General features: G+C 74.8%; 17 protein-coding genes. 13 read left to right on the top strand and 4 right to left on the bottom strand.

Translation table 11 applies throughout. From position 1 onward, the window contains the following. Positions 1-7: 7 nt before the first annotated feature. On the bottom strand, positions 8-1,372 hold the full coding sequence (locus tag ACZ7JA_RS02785; RefSeq protein WP_389445972.1) for an SWIM zinc finger family protein: 1,365 nt from the start codon (positions 1,370-1,372) through the stop codon (positions 8-10). 132 nt (positions 1,373-1,504) lie between these two features. Here ACZ7JA_RS02785 and ACZ7JA_RS02780 point away from each other — a divergent pair, with 132 nt between their 5' ends. From ACZ7JA_RS02780 to sucD, 7 genes are all read left to right on the top strand, one after another. Next, on the top strand, positions 1,505-2,635 hold the full coding sequence (locus ACZ7JA_RS02780; RefSeq protein WP_389303756.1) for an ATP-binding protein: 1,131 nt from the start codon (positions 1,505-1,507) through the stop codon (positions 2,633-2,635). After that, positions 2,632-5,004 (top strand): DUF5682 family protein, encoded by a 2,373-nt coding sequence (locus ACZ7JA_RS02775; RefSeq protein WP_470806925.1) that lies wholly within the window; start codon positions 2,632-2,634, stop codon positions 5,002-5,004. Before ACZ7JA_RS02780 ends, ACZ7JA_RS02775 begins: the two co-directional genes overlap by 4 nt. Further along, positions 5,001-6,176, top strand: coding sequence for a VWA domain-containing protein (locus ACZ7JA_RS02770; protein ID WP_470806924.1), 1,176 nt, complete (start codon positions 5,001-5,003; stop codon positions 6,174-6,176). The genes ACZ7JA_RS02775 and ACZ7JA_RS02770 overlap by 4 nt, the downstream gene beginning before the upstream one ends. 118 nt (positions 6,177-6,294) lie before the next feature. Then, positions 6,295-7,386, top strand: coding sequence for a hypothetical protein (locus ACZ7JA_RS02765; protein ID WP_470806923.1), 1,092 nt, complete (start codon positions 6,295-6,297; stop codon positions 7,384-7,386). Between the two features lie 131 nt (positions 7,387-7,517). Then, complete coding sequence (locus ACZ7JA_RS02760; protein WP_470806921.1) at positions 7,518-9,347, top strand: hypothetical protein; 1,830 nt, start codon at positions 7,518-7,520, stop codon at positions 9,345-9,347. A gap of 422 nt (positions 9,348-9,769) precedes the next feature. Next, positions 9,770-10,951, top strand: a complete 1,182-nt coding sequence (sucC, locus tag ACZ7JA_RS02755; RefSeq protein ID WP_351670291.1) for an ADP-forming succinate--CoA ligase subunit beta — start codon at positions 9,770-9,772, stop codon at positions 10,949-10,951. A gap of 27 nt (positions 10,952-10,978) precedes the next feature. Beyond that, positions 10,979-11,863, top strand: coding sequence for a succinate--CoA ligase subunit alpha (sucD, locus tag ACZ7JA_RS02750; RefSeq protein ID WP_351670289.1), 885 nt, complete (start codon positions 10,979-10,981; stop codon positions 11,861-11,863). A gap of 87 nt (positions 11,864-11,950) precedes the next feature. Here the strand turns inward: sucD and ACZ7JA_RS02745 are convergent, their stop codons facing one another. Then, the gene (locus tag ACZ7JA_RS02745) at positions 11,951-12,994 is read right to left on the bottom strand and encodes an RNA polymerase sigma factor (RefSeq protein WP_351670287.1); all 1,044 of its coding nucleotides are present in this window, start codon (positions 12,992-12,994) and stop codon (positions 11,951-11,953) included. A 96-nt stretch (positions 12,995-13,090) separates the two neighbouring features. Here ACZ7JA_RS02745 and ACZ7JA_RS02740 point away from each other — a divergent pair, with 96 nt between their 5' ends. Then, positions 13,091-15,022 carry a cell division protein PerM gene (locus ACZ7JA_RS02740; protein WP_470806920.1) on the top strand — a complete coding sequence of 644 codons (1,932 nt, stop codon included), beginning with the start codon at positions 13,091-13,093 and terminating at the stop codon, positions 15,020-15,022. A gap of 62 nt (positions 15,023-15,084) precedes the next feature. Here the strand turns inward: ACZ7JA_RS02740 and ACZ7JA_RS02735 are convergent, their stop codons facing one another. Beyond that, entirely contained in the window at positions 15,085-15,855 is a 771-nt protein-coding gene (locus tag ACZ7JA_RS02735; RefSeq protein WP_470806918.1) for a hypothetical protein, read from the bottom strand. Positions 15,856-16,137: 282 nt separating this feature from the next. On the opposite strand from ACZ7JA_RS02735, the gene purN reads away from it, so the two are divergent. Together purN and purH are read left to right on the top strand one after the other, a co-directional pair. Next, positions 16,138-16,776 (top strand): phosphoribosylglycinamide formyltransferase, encoded by a 639-nt coding sequence (gene purN, locus ACZ7JA_RS02730; RefSeq protein WP_351670278.1) that lies wholly within the window; start codon positions 16,138-16,140, stop codon positions 16,774-16,776. Further along, entirely contained in the window at positions 16,773-18,344 is a 1,572-nt protein-coding gene (purH, locus tag ACZ7JA_RS02725; protein WP_351670275.1) for a bifunctional phosphoribosylaminoimidazolecarboxamide formyltransferase/IMP cyclohydrolase, read from the top strand. The genes purN and purH overlap by 4 nt, the downstream gene beginning before the upstream one ends. 78 nt (positions 18,345-18,422) lie before the next feature. On the opposite strand, the gene ACZ7JA_RS02720 is transcribed toward purH, so the two are convergent. Beyond that, a complete protein-coding gene (locus ACZ7JA_RS02720) occupies positions 18,423-19,061 on the bottom strand; it encodes an RDD family protein (RefSeq protein ID WP_351670272.1) in 639 nt (212 codons plus the stop codon). A gap of 277 nt (positions 19,062-19,338) precedes the next feature. Between ACZ7JA_RS02720 and ACZ7JA_RS02715 the strand changes: the two genes are divergently transcribed. From ACZ7JA_RS02715 to ACZ7JA_RS02705, 3 genes are all read left to right on the top strand, one after another. Further along, a complete protein-coding gene (locus ACZ7JA_RS02715) occupies positions 19,339-20,193 on the top strand; it encodes a bifunctional methylenetetrahydrofolate dehydrogenase/methenyltetrahydrofolate cyclohydrolase (RefSeq protein ID WP_401131804.1) in 855 nt (284 codons plus the stop codon). Further along, positions 20,183-20,659, top strand: coding sequence for a DUF3017 domain-containing protein (locus ACZ7JA_RS02710; RefSeq protein ID WP_351670268.1), 477 nt, complete (start codon positions 20,183-20,185; stop codon positions 20,657-20,659). Before ACZ7JA_RS02715 ends, ACZ7JA_RS02710 begins: the two co-directional genes overlap by 11 nt. Before the next feature lie 464 nt (positions 20,660-21,123). Continuing rightward, entirely contained in the window at positions 21,124-22,314 is a 1,191-nt protein-coding gene (locus ACZ7JA_RS02705; protein ID WP_470806916.1) for a helix-turn-helix domain-containing protein, read from the top strand. Positions 22,315-22,820 lie beyond the last annotated feature (506 nt).

Raw genomic sequence — 22,820 nt, 5'->3', positions numbered from 1 at the left:
GGCCCGGTCAGCACAGCGTCACCGGGTCGCCCGGACCCTCGGGCCACGCCGTCAGCGGGGTGAAGCCGCGGTGGCCGCACTCGCCGAAGACCCGCACGGGGGCGCCGCCGGACAGGGCGACCAGACGCCACAGACCCGGGCGGGCCCGGAACGCCTCGGTGAGCGGCAGCGCCGAGTCCGCCTCCGCGTCGGCCAGTTGCCAGGCGTCTCCCGCGTCCGCGTCCCGGGCGGGTACGACCCGGTCCAGCGTGACCGGGACCGAGTCCAGCCAGGGGTCCGCGCGCAGGGCCTCGCCGTAGCGCGCCGCGGCCTCGGTGGTGGTCCCGCCGGGCGGGCGCAGTGAGGCGGGTGCGGGCGGGGCGTACTGCTCGCCCAGGGCCGCCCGTACCTGACCGGCGCCGGGGAACACGGACAGGTCCGCGTCCAGCGCGAGGCCGACCGGCAGCGACAGCTCCGGTGCCCGGCCGGCCGCGCCGTAGGAGAGGAGCAGCCGGGTCAGGCCCGAGTCCGCGCCGTGCAGCCATATCCGGCGCGTCGTCAGTTTCGCGTCGGCCGTGTCGTACTGCGCCAGGACCAGCCAGCGGTCGCGCAGCGGCGGGCCGTCCGGCACGGCGGGCAGACCGAGCCGGGAGCGGACCGTGGCCGCGAGGTCGTCCGGCAGCCGGTCGTGGCGCAGCCAGCCCTGGTCGAGGAGATGCAGCAGGGCGCTCTCCTCCAGCAGCCGCGCCGGCCAGCCCGGACCGGAGGCCGGTATCGCCCCCAGCTCCCTCACCCGCGCCGCGAGTCCGGGCGCCTGCGCGTCGACCATGCGGGCCGCCGTCTCCTCCCACAGGCCGTACCCCGCCTGCTCGGCCGCGGCCAGACCGCCGCGCAGCAGGTCCGCGAGGCGCTGCTCCAGCTCCGTCGCGCCCGCCGTGACCCGCTCGGCGCGGCGCTCCGCCCGCCGCCGCGCCGCCTCCGGATCGGCGGACCCGGACGAGGGGCCGCCCTCGCCCGAGGCGCGCTTGTCCCGCGCCCGCTCGCGCCGGCCCGAGAGCCACTGCCCGGCCCAGTCCGGCGGCTCGGCCGCCCCCGGCACCGAGCCGTCGCCCTCCGCCCACAGCAGGAGCAGGCCGAGGGCGTGCTTGCACGGGAACTTACGGCTCGGACAACTGCACCTGTACGCGGGACCGGCGGCGTCCGCGAGGTCCACCACCGTCTGGTACGGCTTGCTGCCGCTGCCCTTGCACAGCCCCCACACCGTCCCCTCTCCGCTCCCCGCACCGGACCACGGCCCGGCCGTGCCCAGTCTGCTTCCCGCCTTGCGTGACGCGGCGTCAGGCGCCAGAGCCAGCACCTGGTCCGCGGTCCAGCGCACCCCCTGCTCAGTCATGGAAACGACGGTAGGTCCCGCCACTGACAATCGGCCCCGCGAGCACGTTCGTGCAGGTGAGAGCGATTGTCAGTGGTGTGGTGCACGGTTGGTGGCAGATCCGAACCGGCCGAGCTGGAGGGGGCCTCAGCCATGTCTGTGTCCGTGGAACCGATGTCCGTCGACGTGAGCGGGGAGCAGGACGCGCAGGCGTTGCGACCGCACGCCGAGCACGCCTTCGCCGCCGAACTCGCCGCGCTCGCCGCCCAGGACGACCGTCCGCGTCCGGCCCGCTGGAAGATGTCGCCGTGGGCGGTCGCGACCTACCTGCTCGGCGGCACCCTGCCGGACGGCACCGTCATCACGCCGAAGTACGTGGGCCCGCGCCGCATCGTCGAGGTCGCCGTCACCACCCTCGCCACCGACCGCGCCCTGCTCCTGCTGGGCGTGCCCGGCACGGCCAAGACCTGGGTGTCGGAGCATCTGGCGGCGGCCGTCAGCGGCGACTCGACCCTGCTGGTGCAGGGCACGGCGGGCACGCCCGAGGAGGCCATCCGCTACGGCTGGAACTACGCGCAGCTCCTCGCCAACGGCCCCAGCCGCGACGCCCTCGTGCCCAGCCCCGTCATGCGGGCCATGGCCGAGGGCAGGACCGCCCGGGTGGAGGAGCTGACCCGTATCCCGGCAGACGTCCAGGACACCCTGATCACGATCCTGTCCGAGAAGACGCTGCCGATCCCGGAGCTGGGCCAGGAGGTGCAGGCGGTCCGCGGCTTCAACCTCATCGCCACCGCCAACGACCGCGACCGAGGCGTCAACGACCTCTCCAGCGCCCTGCGCCGCCGCTTCAACACCGTGGTGCTGCCGCTGCCGGAGAGCGCCGACGCCGAGGTGGACATCGTCACCCGGCGCGTCGAGCAGATCGGCCGCTCCCTCGACCTGCCCGCCGCGCCCGACGGCATCGACGAGATCCGCCGGGTGGTGACCGTCTTCCGTGAGCTGCGCGACGGTCTGACCGCCGACGGCCGCACGAAGCTGAAGTCGCCGAGCGGAACGCTCTCCACGGCCGAGGCGATCTCCGTCGTGACCAACGGGCTGGCCCTGGCGGCCCACTTCGGCGACGGTGTGCTGCGCGCGGGCGACGTCGCCGCCGGCATCCTGGGCGCCGTCGTCCGCGACCCGGCGGCCGACCGGGTGATCTGGCAGGAGTACCTGGAGACGGTCGTGCGTGAGCGCGACGGCTGGAAGGACTTCTACCGGGCCTGCCGGGAGGTGAGCGCGTGAGCGACGCCTCGGCCCGGCACGGCGTGTACGGATCAGGACCGCTGCTGCTGGGCGTACGGCACCACGGGCCCGGCTCGGCGCGCGCGGTGCGGGCCGCCCTCGACGCCGCCCGGCCCGGCGCGGTACTCGTCGAAGGTCCGCCCGACGCCGACCCGCTGATCCCGCTGGCCGCCGACCCGGACCTGCGGCCCCCGGTCGCCATGCTCGCCCACGCCGTGGACGAGCCCGGCCGCTCGGCGTTCTGGCCGATGGCCGAGTTCAGCCCCGAGTGGGTGGCGATCCGCTGGGCCCTCGAGCACGACGTCCCGGCCCGCTTCATCGACCTGCCGGCCGCGCACACGCTGGCCTGGGACACCGGGGCGGAGGACCCGGCCGGCGCCGGGGACGGTGAGAGCTCGGAGCCCGACCTGAGCGTCGACCCGCTCGCGGTGCTCGCCGGGACCGCCGGTCACGATGATCCCGAGCGCTGGTGGGAGGACGTCGTCGAGCACCGGGGCGCCGGGCCCCGGGACCCGTTCGCGCCGTTCGCCGCGCTGGAGGAGGCCATGACCGCGCTGCGGGAGCGGTACGGCGTCGGGGGCCGGCAGCGCGACCTGGTGCGGGAGGCCCACATGCGGCTCCAGGTGCGCGCCGCGCGCAAGGAGTTCGGCCCAGCGGTGGCCGTCGTGTGCGGCGCGTGGCACGTGCCCGCCCTGCGGGAGCGGACCACCGTCACCGCCGACCGGGCCCTGCTCAAGGGGCTGCCCAAGGTCAGGACCGACCTGACCTGGGTGCCGTGGACGCACCGCCGGCTGGCCAGGTCGAGCGGCTACGGCGCCGGGATCGACTCGCCGGGCTGGTACGGGCACCTGTTCCGGGCGCCGGACCGCCCGGTCGAGCGCTGGCTGACCAAGGTGGCGGGGCTGCTGCGCGAGGAGGACCGGATGGTGTCCTCCGCGCACGTCATCGAGGCGGTGCGGCTCGCCGGCACCCTCGCGGCGATGCGCGGCCGCCCGCTGCCCGGCCTGAGCGAGACCACCGACGCCGTCCGCGCGGTGATGTGCGACGGCTCCGACGTACCGCTGGCGCTGGTGCACGACCGGCTGGTGGTCGGCGACCTGCTGGGCGAGGTGCCGGAGACGGCGCCCGCGGTGCCGCTGCAGCGCGACCTCGTCCGCGAGCAGCGCAGGCTGCGGCTGAAGCCGGAGGCCTTGGAGCGGGAGCTGGAGCTCGACCTGCGCAAGGAGACCGACGCCGGCCGCGGCCGGCTGCTGCACCGGCTGCGGCTGCTCGGCGTCGGCTGGGGCGAGCCGGCCGAGTCCCGGGGGAGCACGGGCACCTTCCGGGAGACCTGGCGGCTGCGCTGGGAGCCGGAGCTGTCGGTCCGGGTCGCCGAGGCGGGGGTGTGGGGGACGACCGTGCTCGCCGCGGCCACGGCGAAGGCCGAGGCCGACGCGCTCGCCGCGCGGGCCCTCGCCGACGTCACCGCCCTCGCCGAGCACTGCCTGCTCGCCGGGCTGCCGGACGCGCTGCCCGTGGTGATGCGGGCGCTCGCCGACCGGGCGGCCCTCGACACGGACGTCGGTCACCTCGCCCAGGCCCTGCCGGCCCTGGTCCGCTCCCTGCGCTACGGCGACGTGCGCGGCACCGACACCGGAGCCCTGGCCGGCGTCGCCGCGGGCCTCGCCGAGCGGGTCTTCGTCGGCCTGCCGCCTGCCTGCGCCGCCCTGGACGCGGACGCGGCCCAGGAGATGCGCGGCCATGTGGACGCCGTGCACACGGCCGTGGGCCTGCTCGCGGAGACCCTGGCCGGCAGCCCGGCCGCCGGTCACGGGGAGCTGCGCGGCCGCTGGCGCGCCGTGCTGCGGACCCTGGCCACGCGGGACACCGTGCCCGGAGTGGTGCGCGGACGGGCCGTGCGGCTGCTGCTGGACGACGGCGAGCTGGAGCCCGGGGAGGCGGCCCGGTTGATGGGCCTGGTGCTCTCCCCGGGCACTCCGCCCGACGAGGCGGCGGCCTGGATCGAGGGCTTCGCCGGGGGCGGGGGCGGCATGCTGCTGGTCCACGACGAACGACTGCTCGGCCTGGTCGACGCATGGCTGACCGGGGTCCCGGCGGACGCGTTCACCGACGTGCTGCCGCTGCTGCGGCGCACTTTCTCGGCGTACGAGGCCGGTGTGCGCAGAACTCTCGGCGAACTGGTGCGCCGCGGGCCGGGAGCGGACACCGCCCGCACGGCCCGGACGGCCGCCGTGCCCGGCTTCGCCGCCGAGCCGGACACCGTGCGCGCCGACGCCGTGCTGCCGGTGCTGCGGCTGCTGCTCGGCCCGGATGCGGCCGGCGGCACGACGAGAAGCGACGACGACTGCCTGACGGGAGTGGGCGCATGACCGGCGAACCCCTGCTGACCGAATCCGACCCGGCGCGGGAGCGGCTGCGGCGCTGGCGGCTGGTGCTCGGCGGCGACCAGGCCGACGGCACCGGGTACGCGCTGTCCGGCCGGGACGCGGCGATGGACACGACGCTCGCCGCGCTGTACGGCAAGGGCGACAGACCGCAGGGAGGGCGGGACCGTTCGGCGGGACTGGGCGCGTCGGCGCCGTCCGTGGCGCGCTGGCTGGGCGACATCCGCACCTACTTCCCGTCCTCCGTCGTCCAGGTCATGCAGCGCGACGCCATCGACCGGCTGGGGCTCGCGTCCATGCTGCTGGAGCCGGAGATGCTGGAGGCGGTCGAGGCCGACGTGCATCTGGTCGGCACGCTGCTCTCGCTCAACAAGGCCATGCCGGAGACGACGAAGGAGACGGCGCGGGCGGTGGTGCGCAAGGTGGTCGAGGACCTGGAGAAGCGGCTCGCCTCCCGGACCCGGGCCACCCTCACCGGCGCCCTCGACCGCAGCGCGCGCGTCAGCCGGCCGCGCCACCACGACATCGACTGGAACCGCACCATCGCGGCCAACCTCAAGCACTACCTGCCCGAGTACCGCACGATCGTGCCGGAACGGCTCATCGGGTACGGGCGGGCCGCGCAGTCGGTGAAGAAGGAGGTCGTCCTCTGCATCGACCAGTCGGGCTCGATGGCCGCGTCCGTGGTCTACGCGTCCGTCTTCGGCGCGGTGCTGGCCTCGATGCGGTCGATCGACACCCGGCTCGTCGTCTTCGACACGGCGGTCGTGGACCTCACCGACCAGCTGGACGACCCGGTCGACGTGCTCTTCGGCACCCAGCTCGGCGGCGGCACGGACATCAACCGGGCGCTCGCCTACTGCCAGGAGCGGATCACCCGGCCCGCCGAGACGGTGGTCGTGCTGATCAGCGACCTGTACGAGGGCGGCATACGCGACGAGATGCTCAAGCGGGTCGCCGCGATGAAGGCGTCCGGGGTCCAGTTCGTCACCCTGCTCGCGCTGTCGGACGAAGGCGCGCCGGCGTACGACCGGGATCACGCGGCGGCGCTCGCGGCGCTCGGCGCGCCGGCGTTCGCCTGCACGCCCGATCTGTTCCCGGAGGTGATGGCGGCGGCGATCGAGAAGCGGCCGCTGCCGATACCGGAAACCGCCTGACCCGGCAGGGAAAAAGGGACATGGCTACTCATTGGTAACAGGGGGCTTGCGCTACCTCGGGCGGTGCGTGCGAGGATCTACGCCGCCTTCTCCACGCCGACCCGAGGAAGCTCGCCTCTTGACCCTGACAGCAGCTCCGTTCGGGACCGCTGTGCGCGCGCTGCGCGCCGCGGCCGGGCGGCGTGCGCTCCAACTGGCGCTGCTGCTCGGCGGATTGCTGGCACTCGGCTTCCTCTGCGGGGAGCAGGCCCACGCGGCCGAGGGCACGCCCACCACCCCGGTGAGCTCGGTACTGCCGCGGACCGGGCACGAGGCCGCGCAGACCGCCGGGGCCGGGACCGTCACGGCGAGGCCCCGCACCGCGCCGGCCACCGTCACGAAGTCCCGCACCGCGCCGGCCACCGTCACGAAGTCCCACACCGCGCCGGCCGTCCAGTCCCTCACCGCGCCGGCCGCCGGGGCGGCGTCCGCCACCGCGCCGGTCACTGCCGCGAGGTCCCGCACCGCGCCGTCCGCCGACGCGGGAGCCGTCACCGGACGGGTCGTCAGCGTCGTGCGCGGGGTCACCGGCGGCACCGTCGTCGGACATGCCGTCACCTCGGTGGAGGCGGTCGCCGATCGCGTCGTCACGCCGGTGCGCACCGTCGTGCGCGAGACGGCCGGCACCCTCGACGAGGCGCGGTCCACGACACTGCCCGGGACATCCGCCCTGCCCGTGCCGGAGCTCCCCGGAGTAGCCGAGCTGCCCGTGCACCGACCGCCCGTGCCGGTCATCCCGGTGCCCGGGCCGGACCGGCACGGCAGCGTGGCACCGGCCGACGGACAGGCCGGCGGGCCCGCCACCGAAAGCGCCGGAAGCGCCGAGCGCACCGGGCACCGCACCGCGGCCCCCGCACGCCCGTCGGCGGCCGCCTACGGTCCGGACGCCGTGTCCGCCACCGCGCAGGCCCCGACGGCCCCGGCCCACACCCGCGCGCGCCACGCCCACGCCCCGGCCGGCGCTCCGGCCCAGCGGCCCACGCCGCCCGGGGCCCCGGACGGCGCCCTCGGCAAGCAGGCGGCCGAAGGCACCGCCTATCGGCACGGCGACGCGCACGCGATCGCCCTCGACGGCCGGGCGCCCCTGCGGCTGCTGCCCGGCGCCACCGCGCGCGTCGACGCGCCAGGGACCCGGGAACGGCACCGGGACATCCCTCTCTTCCCCGGCTAGGCACAAGGGCCGACCTCCGACCTGTCGCGCGGGGCGCAGCAGGTCTGCCCGCCGTCCGGGCGTGTTCTCCCGATCTCTCGGCGATCCCCGGACGGAAACCCCCAGCCGTTTCCGAAGGACTGACGCACGCAATGAACAAGAACATCCGCCGTTCCATAGTGATCGCCGCCGGTGTCACCGGCGCCTGGGCGCTGGGCTCGGCCGCGGCCAGCGCCGACGAGCTGTCCTCCCCCTCGGTCTCCGTGCCGGACACCGACACCAGCACCGGCACCCTGACCGGCGCGCTCACCGGCACCGTCGACGGCGTCCTCACCGACGTCACCGATGTCGCCGGCGCCACCGGTGTCACCGGCACCGTCTCCCGGCTGACGGACACGGCCGCCGACACCGTCGCGGGCACGGCGTCCGAGGCGCGCAAGCCGGCCGGGGCCGTCACGGACACCGCCGGCGAGGCCCGCCGTCGCGCCGGAACCACGACCCCGGCCGCCAAGCGGATCAGGGGCGACGAGGCCGTCAGGGGCGCGCAGGCCGCCCGCGCCGCACAGGACCGGGCCGAGGCGCACGCGCCGACCGCGCAGCACGCCCAGCACCTGCGGGAGGCGGGCGACGGGCTCCTCGGCGGCACCACCGCCCGGCCCGCCAGGGTGGCCGAGGTGGTCACCCCCGTCTCGGCCCCCGCCCCTCAGGGCGAGATCGACTACCTCTTCGGCCCGCTGTCCTCCTTCGCCCCCGAGGTGGAGGAGGCGCTGGCCGCCGCGCAGACCGGGCTCCGGACCACCGCGTCGGAGACCCGCCTGAGGGCCGGGGACACCGTCTCCGGCGTGCCCGCGCACGTCACCGGCACGGTCGCCGGCGCCCAGCGGCGGGTCACGGGCACCGTGGGGGCGGTTCCGGGCACTGTCGCCCCGGTCGTGGACGAGACGGCCGCCGCCGTGGTCCCGCCGGTGGCCTCCGCCGCCGTGCACGGTGTGCTGCCGGTCGCCGGGCAGGCCGTGGCGGGTGTCCTCCCCGCCGCCGGGCACGCGGTCGAGGGCGTGCACGGCACCGCCGCGGGCGCGGTGACGGACGTCCAGTACACCGCGACGGGCGCCGTGTCGGGTGTGCTGCCCACCGCCGGGTACGCGGTCGCGGGCGTCGGTGGCACCGCCACGGACGCCGCGGCGCACGTGCGCGCACTCGCCGCGGACGCCACGGCCGACCTGAACGGCGTCACGGGCGGCGCCGTGAACGGCGTCGACGGGACCGCCACGGGCGCGGTGGGCGGCGTGCGCGGTGCCGCCGGGTCCGCCGTGGCCGGAGTGGACCGCACCGCCGGCGGCGCCCTGGCCGACGTCCTGCCCGTGGCCGGCGGGGTCGTCGAGGGCGTGCCGCCGTACGCCACGGGGCTGGCCGGCCGGGTCGTCCAGGACACCGGGGACGCCGTGCTGCCGCCGGTCGCCGGGGCCGCCGTGCACGGGGTCGTGCCGGTCGCCGGGCAGGCCGTCACGGACGCGGGGGCGCTCGCGTACGGGGTGACCGGTGCCGTGGCGCCCTTCGCGTCCGGTGTCGTGGGCGCCGTGCCGCCGGCAGTCCAGGAGGCGACCGGGCAGGCCGGCGCCCTCGCGCACGGCGTGACCGGGCAGGTGCCGCCGTTCGCGGCCGGGGTCACCGGGTCCGTGCGGCCGGTGGTGGACCAGGTCACCGGGACGGTGCGGCCGGTCGTGGACGGCGTCGGCGGCAGTGCGAGCGGGCTGGCGTACGGCGTGGCGGGCGAGGCGGTGCCGTTCGCGGACGGCGTCGTCGGCGCGACCGGGCCCGTCACGCGGCAGGTGGGGCCCTTCGCCCAGGACCTCGGCTGGACCGCGCGGGTCACCGCCGGGCCGCTGGCCGCCCACGCCGTGGACGGCGCCGGGCGGGCCGCTGAGACCGTCACTCCGGGGTATGCGCACGGCCTGACCGACCAGTACGGCGTGCGGGCCTGAAGCCCGCGACCGACTCCGCGGAGCGGACCGGACCCGGACGGCCGAATCCCGTCGGCCCGTCCGGCCGGCCCTCCGCGGCACGGGGCGGGTGGTTCCCATTGGGGTGGGGACCGCCCGTCCAGGGCCCCAGCGGCCCGTTCGGGGGCCTCACCGGGTTCACCCCAGCCCGGTGAGGCCGCGCACATCCCTCCATCCTCGGCACGCGGTGCCAGCAAAACCGGCATCATGTGACAGGTATCACCGCTCAGGTGTGACCCTCGATTTAGGGACCCCCGGCAAGCGGCGATAACCTGCGAGACGGACATGCCGCGCGCTCGGACACCGTGTGCGCTTCCCTTGTGACACAGCGGACGTCACGTTGCCCTTCGCGGCACGCCCACGCATCCAACGAACCGCGAGATCACTGATAGGGACGGAAGCGCGTGGACCTGTTCGAGTACCAGGCGAGGGACCTCTTCGCCAAGCACGATGTACCGGTGCTGGCCGGTGAAGTCATCGACACGCCTGAGGCGGCGCGCGAGATCACCGAGCGGCTGGGCGGCAAGTCCGTCGTCAAGGCGCAGGTGAAGGTCGGTGGTCGCGGCAAGGCCGGTGGCGTCAAGCTGGCCGCCTCCGCGGACGAGGCCGTCGCCCGGGCGACGGACATCCTCGGCATGGACATCAAGGGCCACACGGTCCACAAGGTCATGATCGCCGAGACCGCTCCGGAGATCGTCGAGGAGTACTACGTCTCCTTCCTCCTCGACCGTGCCAACCGCACCTTCCTCTCCATCGCCTCCGTCGAGGGCGGCATGGAGATCGAGGAGGTCGCGGCCACCCGTCCGGAGGCCGTCGCCAAGATCGCGATCGACGCCATCGACGGCGTGGACGAGGCCAAGGCCCGCGAGATCGTCGAGGCCGCCAAGTTCCCGGCCGAGGTCGCGGACAAGGTCGTCAACGTCCTGATCAAGCTGTGGGACACCTTCATCAAGTCGGACGCCCTCCTCGTCGAGGTCAACCCGCTGGCGAAGGTCGCCTCCGGCGAGGTCATCGCCCTCGACGGCAAGGTGTCGCTCGACGAGAACGCCGAGTTCCGCCACCCCGAGTACGAGGAGCTCCACGACAAGGCCGCGGCCAACCCGCTCGAGGCCGCCGCCAAGGAGAAGAACCTCAACTACGTCAAGCTCGAGGGCGAGGTCGGCATCATCGGCAACGGCGCGGGTCTCGTCATGAGCACCCTGGACGTCGTCGCGTACGCCGGTGAGAAGCACGGCAACGTCAAGCCCGCCAACTTCCTGGACATCGGCGGTGGCGCCTCCGCCCAGGTGATGGCGAACGGCCTGGAGATCATCCTCGGCGACCCCGACGTCAAGTCGGTCTTCGTCAACGTCTTCGGCGGCATCACCGCCTGCGACGAGGTCGCCAACGGCATCGTGCAGGCCCTGAAGCTCCTCGAGGACCGCGGCGAGAACGTCAGCAAGCCGCTCGTCGTCCGTCTGGACGGCAACAACGCCGAGCTGGGCCGGCAGATCCTCACCGACGCCAACCACCCGCTGGTGCAGCGCGTCGACACCATGGACGGGGCGGCCGACAAGGCCGCCGAGCTGGCCCACGCCGCCAAGTAAGCACTCAGGACGAGGACACAACACACCATGGCTATCTGGCTCAACAAGGACAGCAAGGTCATCGTCCAGGGCATGACCGGCTCCACCGGCATGAAGCACACCAAGCTCATGCTCGGTGACGGCACCAACGTCGTGGGCGGCGTGAACCCGCGCAAGGCGGGTCAGTCCGTGGACTTCGACGGCACCGAGGTACCGGTCTTCGGCACCGTCAAGGAGGCCATCGAGAAGACCGGCGCCAACGTCTCCGTCATCTTCGTGCCGGAGAAGTTCACCAAGGACGCGGTCGTCGAGGCCATCGACGCCGAGATCCCGCTGGCCGTCGTGATCACCGAGGGCATCGCCGTGCACGACACGGCCTCCTTCTGGGCGTACGCCGGCAAGAAGGGCAACAAGACCCGCATCATCGGCCCGAACTGCCCCGGCATCATCACCCCGGGCCAGTCGAACGTCGGCATCATCCCGGGCGACATCACCAAGCCGGGCCGCATCGGCCTGGTCTCGAAGTCCGGCACGCTGACGTACCAGATGATGTACGAGCTGCGTGACATCGGCTTCTCGACGGCCGTCGGCATCGGTGGCGACCCGATCATCGGCACCACCCACATCGACGCCCTGGCCGCGTTCCAGGACGACCCCGAGACCGACCTGATCGTGATGATCGGCGAGATCGGCGGCGACGCCGAGGAGCGCGCGGCCGCGTTCATCAAGGAGAACGTGACCAAGCCGGTCGTCGGTTACGTCGCGGGCTTCACCGCGCCCGAGGGCAAGACCATGGGCCACGCCGGCGCCATCGTCTCCGGTTCGTCCGGCACCGCCCAGGCGAAGAAGGAGGCCCTCGAGGCCGCCGGCGTCAAGGTCGGCAAGACGCCGACCGAGACGGCGAAGCTGGCCCGGGAGATCCTGAGCGCCTGAGCTTCCTGACCGAGTGCCGGTAGGCCCGTCCCCGTGTGGGGCGGGCCTACCGGCGTTCGCGCCCGCCGTGCCGCGGGCGTGAGGGCGTCACCCGGCCAGGGGCGTCAGCCGTTGCGGGCCGCTGGTCTGCGAGCGGCGGAGCTTGTCGCGCAGTGCCTGCTCCTCGCGGGACAGGGGGCCCATCGCGGCGGGCGGCGGCACCCCCTGCACCGCCTGGGCCGGGGCGATGGGCGGCTCGTAATGGGTCGGCGCGGTGCGCAGGGTCAGCGCCGTGGAGCCGATGATCGCGACCGTGAAGGCGATGGCCGCGCGGGTCCAGAACACGTTCCGGCGTTCGCCGGTCGTCCGTACCGTCGTCGGTCTCGGCGGCTGCAGCCGTTCCGTCGAGGCGAGCTCGACCAGCCGCCGGTGCAGTTCGGCGGGGTCGGCCAGGTGCGGGACCCGCGCCGCCACCGCCTCCCGGGCGCGGGTCAGCCGGCCGGCCGCGGCGGGCGTGCTGGCCTCCGTCTCCGCCGCCGTCTCGGGCAGGTCGAGGCCGACGCCGTCGTACAGCACGAGGGTGCGCCGGTACGACGGCGGCAGTTCGAGCAGGGCGTTCAGCAGCGCGCGGTCGGCGGGGTCGGCCGGCGGGGGCTCGGGGGAGCGGTGGCGGGGGCGGAAGCGGTGCCAGGGGGAGAGGGCCCACTCGTAGGCCATCGCCCGCACCCAGCCCGCCGGGTCCCGGTCCTGGGCCACTTCCGGCCAGCGCTGCCAGGCGACCTGGAAGGCGTGCTCCACGGCCTCCCGGGCCAGCTCGCGGCGCCCGGTGAGCAGGTAGGTCTGCCGGACCAGGGCGGGGGCGCAGAACGCGTACAGCGCGTCGAAGGCCTGATCGGGCGTCAGCGCGGGCGGTGCCGCCGCCCCGTCGGCGTCCCTCCGGCCGGCCGCGGGTTCGGCGAGGGCGGCCAGCAGGCGGGTGTACGCCTCGCCCTCCCGGCCGCCGGGAGTGCTGCGGCCACGCTCCCAGGCGCGGAGCGTGGCGCGGCCGACGCCGATCCGCTCGGCGGCCTGAGCCTGTGTCAGCGCCGCCGCCTCACGCAGGCGTCGGCGTTCCTTCGGTGGTGGCAACGGGCTGGCCGGGCTTTCCGTCACAGAACACTCCTTCAGCCGAAAAAGTACATAAACATATATTGAGCGACACATCGGAGGTTCTGCTGTTACGACGGGAAAGCGCGTGTCGTTGGGAGCATGGCGGGCGTGACCCTGATGACCGATCGCCGACCGTCGTTGCCGCCCCTGCTGCACGGAATGCGCGACCGATCGCCCGGACTGGGCGCCGGCCTGCTGGGCGGCGCGGTCGCCGCCGCGCTCGGGCTCGGCTCGCTCGCCGTCCTCGTGCTGGCGCTGTGGATCAGCTCGCCGTACCCCGACAGCGGACCCGACGGCGCGCTGCACGTGGCCGCCGCGCTCTGGCTGCTCGGCCACGGCGTCGAACTGGTCCGCACCGACACGCTGTCCGGCGCGCCCCAGCCGGTGGGCGTGTCCCCGCTGCTGCTCCTCGCGCTCCCGGTGTGGCTGGTCTACCGGGCCGCGCGGGACGCCACGGACGCTTCGCCCGAGCCCGACGGCCCGCCTCCCGTCCCGGCGCGCACGGCGTGGACGGGCGTGGTCCTCGGCTACCTCGGCGTCGGCGCCGCCGCAGCGCTGTACTGCTCCGGCGGCGCACTGCGGCCCCAGTGGGGCTGGGTGACGGTGTGCCTGCCGCTGGTCGCCGCCGTGCCCGCGGCCGTCGGGGTGTGGACGGCGCACGGCTGCCCGCGCGGGCCCCTGCGCGCCCTGCTGCCCCTGTTGCCCGGGCCGGTACGACGGCTGCTGACCGGGGCGGACGCGTGGGCCCGGCTGGACGCGGCGGTACGGGCCGCCGCGGCCGGGACCGCGGTGCTGGTCGGCGGCGGGGCGCTGCTGCTCGGGGTGTCGCTGGTGCTGCACGGCGATGTGGCGCGCGCGTCGTTCCTGCAGCTCACGTCGGGCTGGACCGGCCGCTTCGCGGTCCTGCTGCTCGGCATCGCGCTGATCCCGAACGCGGCGGTGTGGTCGGCGTCCTACGCCCTCGGCCCCGGCTTCGTCCTCGGCGCCGGGCACCTGGTGCACCCCCTCGCCTCCGACCCCGCCCCGCTCCTGCCGCCGTTCCCGCTGCTCGCTGCGGTGCCGGACGCGGGCCCCGGGACCCGGTTGAACTGGGGCGCGGGCCTGGTGCCGGTGGCGGCCGGGGTGACGGTGGCCTGGTTCCTGGCGCGGGCGGCCGCCGGCCTGCGCCGACGGGAGGGTGCCGAGCGGCGGGCGGCGCCCTGGTCCGCGCTGCGGACGGCGGGGGCGCTGGTCGTGGCGGCGCTGCTGTGCGGAGCGGCCGTGGCGCTCCTCGCCGCGCTGTCCGGAGGCCGCCTGGGCGCGGCCGCGCTGGCCGACTTCGGCCCGGTGTGGTGGCAGGGCGGTCCGGTGGCCGCGGTGTGGGTCATGACGACCGGTCTGCCGGTCGCGCTGATCTCACGGGCCTGGCGGCTGTGGCGGGGCCGGGCGGGGGACACCGAGCCGGCCGGGCGGGCGGCGAAGGACACGGGGGCCGGGCGGGCCGCACCCGGGAACACCACCGAGGAGCCGGCCGGGGGTGCGACGCCCAAGCAGCCGAAGACCGGGAAGGCGGCGCGGACGGCGAAGGCGCCGGGCGGGGGGCGGCTGGAGGACGAGCTCTACGACTTCCTGCCCACCGACGACCCGTACCCGCCGGCCTGGCAGAACGACGACCTCTCCCGGGCGTCGCGCTGGGAAGCCCTGCGCGCGGCCGCCAAGCCCCCGCGGCAGTGGCCGCCCCTGGCGCCGGCGACGGACACCGGAGGCCCGACACCCGCCGAGCCACCAGCGCAGGACGACGGCCCCGGCCGTTCACCGGCGCCGGCCGCCGAGTCATCCACGCAGCAGCCCCTGCCCACGGCGACGGACGGGGCCCGGCCCACCGAAGCCGCACCCGCCCAGGACAAGGACCAAGTCCCGCCATCGGCGCAGACCGCCGCACCCTCGGAAGGGCCGACCCCGACTTCCCCGCCGCCGGACGAGCCCCGCCCCACCGGCGAAGCGGCTCCAGCCGACTCCCGCGCAGAGAAGGGCGAGTCGGCTTCGTCGTAGGCACAGGCGCCGAGCCGCCTCGCTCCGTGGGCCCCGGGTCACCGACCCGGACGTACGAGACCTCAGCCGTCCCCGACCCCGAGGACCCCGCGCAGCTCCTTCGGCAGGTGCTGCTCGCAGGACTGCTTGGCCTGGTGGGTCAGGGCGTCGCTGACGCAGGTGTAGTAGTCGCTGTAGACGAGCTGGACCGTGAAGGTCATGGCCACCAGCAGCAGGGCCAGGCCGGCCGTGACCAGGCCGCTGATCGCCGCAGTGGTCTGCGGGCGGGCGCCGGCCGCGGGGGCGGGGGCGTCCGGGCCGGGGTTGCGGGGCTTGGCGCGCAGGGCGCTGATGCCCCAGTACAAGGCCAGGGCGCCCAGCAGGAGCGCCACGTACGGCCAGCTGAACAGGGCGAAGAAGACGGCCCACATGCCGGACAGCAGGGCGTAGCGCGCACGGCGCTGGGCCGGGTCCGTCGGGTCCCAGCGCATGCCGGGGCCGGTCGGGCCGCCCGGTCCGGGGCCCTCGGGGCGGCTGCCGGGGCGCTCGCCGAAGCCGCCGGGGGAGCGGCCGGGCTGGCGGTCGCTCCACTGGCTGCCCCACCGGGAGTCGCCCTGCGAACCCGAGGAACCCTCCGGGTGGCGGGGCCGCCACGGCTGGTCCGGGGCGCCTTCCGGCGGCGGCGCGAACGGGTTGTCGTCCTGCCGCTCGCCGCCCTGCTCCTCGCCGTCCTTGCCGCCCGACGGCGCCTCGGGCGGCGAGGCCGGCCGCTCCCGGAGCAGCACGCCGGCACGCTCGCCTCGCTGGGCCCGGAGCGGCGGGAACGTGAGGAGTCGCAGGCTGCGATCGGGCATCAAAAGAGCGTCTTCCCCTAGGTGAGCGCGGTTGTCCGCGTTGAGCTTCCACCCCGTGAACGCACCGCACGGCGACCGCGTTCCCGGGGCTGCTCCTTCGTGATTCCCTCCGAACGCTACCTTCCGGCCCCGCCCCCGTCCCGAGGGGGCCTTCCGGAGTGCCGGTATCGTTGCTGGCGGTCGGCCGCTTCGTAGACTTCCCCGTATCCCGGGGCGCGAAGCATTGGTGCGAACGCACAAAGCGCCGGCCGGACATGTCGCTCACCGAGAAAGGGCCCCGCCGTGGCCGCCACCCCCGCTGGCCGAGCGGTCAAGCGCCTCGTCGTGCTGGTCTCCGGATCCGGCACCAATCTCCAGGCGCTCCTGGACGAGATCGAGCGCACCGGAGCCGAGGAGTACGGCGCGCGGATCGTCGCCGTCGGGGCCGACCGCGGCGGCGTCGAGGGGCTCGCCCGCGCCGAGCGGGCCGGACTGCCGACCTTCGTGTGCCGCGTGGGCGACCACGCGACCAGGGAGGAGTGGGACGCGGCCCTCGCCGAGGCCGTGACCGCGCACCGGCCCGACCTCGTGATCTCCGCCGGCTTCATGAAGATCGTCGGCAAGGAGTTCCTGGCGCGGTTCGGCGGGCGGTTCGTCAACACCCACCCGGCCCTGCTGCCCAGTTTTCCCGGGGCCCACGGCGTGCGCGACGCGCTCGCGTACGGCGCCAGGGTCACCGGCTGCACCGTCCACTTCGTCGACGACGGCGTCGACACCGGGCCGATCATCGCCCAGGGCGTGGTCGAGGTCCGGGACGAGGACGACGAGAGCGCGCTGCACGAGCGCATCAAGGAAGTCGAGCGAAGGCTGCTCGTCGAGGTCGTGGGGCGGCTCGCCCGCAACGGCTATCGCATTGAGGGACGAAAGGTAGTTATCCAGTGACCGCCACCGCCGAGAGCACCAAGCGGCCCATTCGCCGGGCGCTCGTCAGCGTCTACGACAAGACCGGCCTGGAAGACCTCGCGCGCGGCCTGCACGAGGCCGGTGTCGAGCTGGTCTCCACCGGCTCCACGGCCGGCCGTATCGCCGCCGCCGGCGTCCCCGTCACCAAGGTCGAGGAGCTGACCGGCTTCCCCGAGTGCCTGGACGGCAGGGTCAAGACGCTGCACCCCAAGGTGCACGCGGGCATCCTCGCCGACCTGCGGCTCGACAGCCACCGCGAGCAGCTCGCCGAGCTGGGCGTGGAGCCGTTCGACCTGGTCGTCGTCAACCTCTACCCGTTCCGCGAGACCGTCGCCTCCGGCGCCTCGGACGACGAGTGCGTGGAGCAGATCGACATCGGCGGCCCGTCGATGGTCCGCGCCGCCGCCAAGAACCACCCGTCGGTGGCCGTGGTGACCAGCCCGGAGCGGTACGCCGACGTGCTCGCCGCCGCGTCGGCCGGCGGCTTCGACCTCGCCACCCGCAAGCGGCTCGCCGCCGAGGCCTTCCAGCACACGGCCGCCTACGACGTGGCCGTCGCCTCCTGGTTCGCGTCCTCCTACGCCCCCGTCGACGAGTCGTCGTTCCCCGACTTCCTCGGCGCCACCTGGGAGCGCGCGCACACCCTGCGCTACGGCGAGAACCCGCACCAGCCGGCCGCCCTCTACGTCGAGGCCGGCGGCGCCGGGCTGGCGCAGGCCGAGCAGCTCCACGGCAAGGAGATGTCGTACAACAACTACACGGACACGGACGCCGCGCGCCGTGCCGCGTACGACCACGACGAGCCCTGCGTCGCGATCATCAAGCACGCCAACCCCTGCGGCATCGCGGTCGGCGCGGACGTCGCCGAGGCGCACCGCAAGGCGCACGCCTGCGACCCGGTCTCCGCGTACGGCGGCGTCATCGCCGTGAACCGGCCGGTCAGCAAGGAGATGGCCGAGCAGGTCGCGGAGATCTTCACCGAGGTCATCGTGGCGCCCGGCTACGAGGAAGGGGCCCTGGAGGCCCTCGCCAAGAAGAAGAACATCCGGGTCCTGAAGGCCCCGAACGGCCCGGCCGACCCGGTCGAGGTCAAGGCGGTCGACGGCGGCGTGCTGCTGCAGGTGACCGACCGGCTGCAGGCCGAGGGCGACGACCCGGCCAACTGGACGCTCGCCAGCGGCGAGGCCCTGAGCGAGGCCGAGCTGGCCGAGCTCGCCTTCGCCTGGAAGGCCTGCCGCGCGGTGAAGTCCAACGCGATCCTGCTCGCCAAGGACGGCGCCTCGGTCGGCGTCGGCATGGGCCAGGTCAACCGCGTCGACTCCTGCAAGCTGGCCGTCGAGCGGGCCGGCGAGGAGCGGGCCCGCGGCGCCTTCGCGGCCTCCGACGCCTTCTTCCCCTTCCCCGACGGGCCCGAGATCCTCATCGGCGCCGGTGTCCGGGCGATCGTCCAGCCGGGCGGCTCGATCCGTGACGAGCAGGTCGTGGAGGCCGCCAAGAAGGCGGGCGTGACCATGTACTTCACCGGTACGCGCCACTTCTTCCACTGAGCCCCGCGGGGCCACGAGAAGCGGCCTCCGGCCCCCTTCGTGGGGGCCGGAGGCCGCTTGGCGTTGCGGGCGCTCAGCTCACGGGTTGCGGATCACGATCGAGCCGCAGATCTTGTCGGCGAACGTCTGGCGCTTGGAGTCCCACGCGGGCCAGAGGTAACCGAGGTAGCAGGGCAGGCCGTCGATGATGTGGGCGAGCTGACGCACGAACGCCATGCCGCCGCCGAGCGGCTGGCCGGTGTCCTCCTTGAGCGTGCGGATGCCCAGGGCCTTCTTGCCGACGGTCTGGCCGGTCTTGCCCTCCTGGATCACCTGCCAGACGAGGACGCCGATACCGAGCAGGAAGCCGACCAGTGTCAGCACCGGGGCACCCGCCTTGGCGCCGATGACGGCGAGGGGGACGTAGGCGACCATGTAGATGATCATGTCGATCAGCTTGCTGAGGAACCGCTGGCCCCAGTTCGCGTACTGCGGCTGCATCCCGTAGCCGCCCTGCTGCGGGTAGCCCGGGTAACCCGGCTGCTGGGGGTAGCCGTAGCCCTGCGGGGGCACGCCCTGCGGGGCCTGGGGGTAGCCCGGCTGCTGCGGGTAGCCATAGCCCTGCTGCGGAGGGACGCCCTGAGGAGCCTGCGGGTAGCCCGGCTGCTGCGGGTGCCCGTAGCCCTGCTGCGGGTCCTGCGGCTGACCATAGGGGTTGTTGGGCGAGCCGAAACTCATGGCGGATTTCCTCCGTTGGATCTGCGGGGACGACGCGGAAGGAACGGAGGTACGTCAGGATCTGAGCGGTTTGCCCCCCAACCGGACCGCGATACTGCGCCGTTCATCGTCGTCGCGGAGGCGAGTTCTTGTCCAGCCGGATTCGCGATGCGTTGTGCAAGTGCAACATCGTCGATCATGTCCGGACATCCGCGGCCGCCGCCGGGGCCGTCCCAGGTGCCGGACGGCGGGGGACCCGGATTGGAACCGGGAGCCGGTCATCCGCGAGGATGGGTGCATGACCGCCCAGATTCTCGATGGCAAGGCCACCGCAGCCGCGATCAAGTCCGATCTGACCGCCCGCGTGGCGGCGCTGAAGGAGCGGGGCGTCACGCCCGGCCTCGGCACGATCCTGGTCGGGGAGGACCCCGGCAGCCAGAAGTACGTCGCCGGCAAGCACCGCGACTGCGCCCAGGTCGGCATCGCCTCCATCCAGCGCGAGCTGCCCGCCACGGCCACCCAGGAGGAGATCGAGGCGGTCGTCCGGGAGCTGAACGAGGACCCGGCCTGCACCGGTTACATCGTGCAGCTCCCGCTGCCCAAGGGCATCGACGAGAACCGCGTCCTGGAGCTGATGGACCCGGCCAAGGACGCCGACGGCCTGCACCCGATGAACCTCGGCCGCCTGGTGCTGAACGAGCCGGCTCCGCTGCCCTGCACCCCCAACGGCATCATCACCCTGCTGCGGGCCCACGGCGTCGAGATCAAGGGCGCCGAGGTCGTGGTCGTCGGCCGCGGCGTGACCATCGGCCGCCCGATGCCGCTGCTGCTCACCCGCCGCAGCGAGAACGCCACCGTGACCCAGTGCCACACCGGCACCCGTGACCTGTCCGCCCACCTCAGGCGGGCCGACATCATCATCGCGGCGGCCGGCTTCCCGCACCTGATCCGCGCCGAGGACGTCAAGCCGGGCGCGGCCGTGCTGGACGTCGGCGTCTCCCGCAACGCGGAGGGCAAGATCGTCGGCGACGTGCACCCGGACGTGACCGGCGTGGCCGCCTGGATCTCCCCGAACCCCGGCGGTGTGGGTCCGATGACCCGGGCGCAGCTGCTGGTCAACGTGGTCGAGGCGGCGGAGCGCAGTGCCGGCTGAGGACGACCGTACGGTGACCGGGCAGCCGACGGTCCGCGACGCGATCAGCGCCCCCGACGCCCAGGGGCGCCCGCGGCGCGTGACGCGCCGCTTCCCGCTGTTCACGCGGGACACCGCGCGCCCCGAGGGCGGCGGCCGGGCCGCCCCCGGTGACGCCCCGGCGCCCGCCCGGCAGTGGCCGGTGCTCGTCGTGCTGTCCGCCGTCGCGCTCGGCCTGCTGCTGACCGCGCTCGACGTGTTCCGCTACGGCACCCTGCTGATCGGCGTCGCCCTGCTGGGCGGCGCGGCCCTGCGCTGGGCGCTGCCGGGCGTCGGCATGCTCGCGGTCCGCTCGCGGTTCACGGACATCGTCACCTACGGCGTCCTGGGCCTCGCGATCGTGCTGCTGGCGATGACGGTCCAGCCCAACCCCTGGCTGAGCATTCCGTTCCTGAAGGACGTACTGCACTTCACGCTGACCAAGTAGCGCCACCGGCGCGGCCCCTGACGGGCCGCCCGGCGGCCGGCGCCGTGCGACGGCGGCCCGTCCCCTCCCCCGAGCAAGGACGGACCGCCGTCGGGACGTAAGCCTTCCCTGACGTGAAGGGCCAGTTCAACGGCTGTCCGCGCGCTGTGGCACGGAAGTGACCGTTCCGCTACGGTGTCGGCGCACTGCCACATGTGTGCGAGCCGTGTCGCTGACCCGGTGAATCGGCGCTACGTTACGAAGGCTCCGTGGAGGCGGGTGCGCGGCCGGTGAACCCGGTGCTCCCGTGCGCCCCCGCTCCGGGAACTGGGATCCTTGGTCGGCGCATCCCTGTGGGTAGGCCAGAACGATGTCGCGCCGGGAACGGACCGGACGGCGCGAGGGCCACGCGCGGGAACGGCGCGGGGAACCAACAGCACCAACCGGGGGGAAGAGGGGGAAGCACGATGCCTCGATGGAAAGCCTTGCCGGACGAGCTGGATCCGCAGATCAAGGAGTTCACGAGCCAGTTGCGGGCGCTCGTGGACCGCAGCGGCCTGAGCATCGCGGCGCTGGCGGACCGGACCGGCTACAGCAAGACGTCCTGGGAGCGCTACCTGGGCGGCCGGCTGCTCGCTCCCAAGGGCGCGATCGTGGCGCTCGCCGAGGTCACCGGAACCAACCCGGTCCACCTCACCACCATGTGGGAGCTGGCCGAGCGGGCCTGGAGCCGTGCGGAGATGCGGCACGACCGGACCATGGAGCAGATTCGTATCTCCCAGGCCCGCGCCGCACTGGGGGAGTTCGGCGGGGCCGAGGCGGAGGCCCGGGCGTCGGGCGGCACGCGGACGGCCCACCGGGGCGCCGGGGCCGGCGCGGCCCCGGGTGCCGCAACCGATCCCGCCGGCGCTCCGCCGCGGGTTCCGACCCAGCCGACGGCGTCCGACGCCGAGGACCGCGAGCGGGCGGCCCGTGGCACGGCCCCCGAGGTCAACTCCTGGGGTCTGGCGGGCTATGAGGGCCCGTCACGGGCGAGCGGCCGCCCGGGTACCCGCCCGGGTACACGCCCGGGTACGCGTCCGGTGACCCTGCCGGACGGCGCGGGCCACCAGCCGGTCGCGCCGCCCCCGTACGGCGGGCAGCGGCCGCCGGGCCCCGCCGACGGCCGTCCCGCCACGGGAGCGGGCGGCAGACGGCGGCTGACGGTGTTCCTCGCGGGCGCCGGCGCCCTCCTCCTCGTCGTCGCGGCCGTCTTCCTGTACACGCACCGGGGCGGCGGCAAGGCCGAGGGCGCGACGAAGCGGCCCTCCCCGGCCGTCAGCACCAGCCCCGGCCTGCCCGCCGGGGTGAAGTGCGCCGGCTCCGCCTGCACCGGCAAGGACGCGGAGGCGATGGGCTGCAGCGGCAGCCTGGTGACCACCGCGAAGACGGCCACCGTCGGCGCCACCACCCTGGAGGTCCGCTACAGCCGGACCTGCGGCGCCGCCTGGGGGCGGATAACCGGCGGCGTCCAGGGCGACCAGGTCCAGGTCTCGGCCGGCAAGGCGCGCCAGAAGGGCGACATCACCACCGCCGGGGACACCATCGCCTACACGCCGATGGTCGCCGTGAAGGACGCGGCCGAGGCCGAGGCCTGCGCGACCCTCGCCTCCGGGCAGACGGGCTGCACGAAGTAGCGGCCGCGGGACGGCGCACCGGCAGCACTGGCGGACCGGGGCGACGGGAGGGGCGTACCGGCAGACCGACGGAAGCGGCGGACCGGCAGGAGGCCGGCGCCGGGGCGGACCGGCGGCCGGGGCGGCAACGGGGCGGACCGGCGGGAGGCCGGCGACGGGGCGGACCGGCGGGCGGGGCGGCAACGGGACGGACCGGCGGGCGAGGCGCAAGCGGAAGGACCCGTTCGGGTGGATTTCCGGGGCGGGACGCATGGGCCCCGGCATGCCGGGAACGCGATCCGTACCCCCACGGGAGTCCGGCAGTCCGGTCCCCCCGGCGGCCGTCCCCGTCCCCTTCCCCCGGACGGGCGGCCGCCTCCTCCGTGCCCCCGTGACCGCCCCTGCGACCCGGCAGCACGACTTGTGGGCTGGGCCACAGGGCCCCGGACGTCTCGCATGGCGGATGCGCGATAGCCTGACCGCTGGATTCTCTTGACGCCAAGAGATCGATCATCCGGGGCCGTGCC

The sequence above is a fragment of the Streptomyces sp. NPDC038135 genome, from assembly GCF_055601245.1.
The sequence above is the reverse complement of the archived record's forward strand: the minus strand, read 5'-3'. Positions and strand labels throughout refer to the sequence as shown.